General features: G+C 42.5%; 1 protein-coding gene. It reads right to left on the bottom strand.

The genetic code is table 11. The features are described from left to right. Positions 1-280 precede the first annotated feature (280 nt). Entirely contained in the window at positions 281-940 is a 660-nt protein-coding gene (locus R8269_RS26295) for an HAD family hydrolase (protein WP_318223049.1), read from the bottom strand. Between the last annotated feature and the right edge of the window lie 90 nt (positions 941-1,030).

Here is a 1,030-nt window from a genome sequence, read left to right on the forward strand (position 1 = left end):
CTCAGTTTTTGATAACCAATTGACTCATAAATTGAATTTTGCTTATTTGTTTTTGTTATATAAATTCGCTCTCAGTATGTTCTCAATCTTTCATATCTCAGATTAAGGTGACATAAGTCCTTGCGTTTGTTAATAATGTGTTTTGTTTTTGCGCGAGAGCAGCAGCGTGTTTGAGTGGTAGGTTATGCTCTTAGGTACGATGGAAATTAAAGCCAAGAAAGTAAAAGAGCAGCCTATTTCGCTCTTTTACTTTGTTAAGATTCGCTTGAGATGTTGACGGCTAATCCCAAGACAAAACCGTCCAATTGGCGTTATCTGCGCGTGCTTTTAATTGAGGGCAAGGATTCACCAAATATGCGTAATCTGCGTATTCGCATAAAGGTAAATCATTGATGGAGTCGGTGTAAAAATGGACTTCAGAATAAGATTCTGGTTGAGCATCTAACCATGCTTTCAAGCGTATAACTTTGCCTTCACGATAACTCGGAACGCCTGCAATTTCAGCGCTGTAGCTGCCGTGCTTCTCAACCAAATCAATTCCTAATGCGACGGGAATTCCTAATCGACGGCCGACCGCTTCGACTAAGAATGTCACGCTCGCAGAGATGATAACCATATCGATGTCATCGCGATCCAACTGTGCTATCAACGTTTTGGATTGCTCAAACTGCTTAGGCAGGATGTGGTGCTCTACACACTCTTCTACCAACGTATGGACGTATGCAACGGGCATGTCAGCCAATGGCGCCATACAGAATTCTAGGTAGTCCTCCATGTCCATTTTGCCTTCTGCGTACAAGGCCATTAAACGCTGATCTTCCTCTATGAAGTTTGATTGCGTTGCTATGCCTTTTTCAACCAAAAACGCATTCCAAATCATCGCACAGTCGGCGTTGATTAGAGTTTCGTCCATATCAAAGACGTACAAAGGTTTGGACATGTTAGGCTCTCACTGGTTGAATTTCATTAAGGTTAAACAGCAGCTCTAGTTGACTGCCGTTAGCTAGCAAGCGTTCGGATGAACGGTTGA

This window comes from Vibrio sp. Vb0667, from assembly GCF_033391095.1.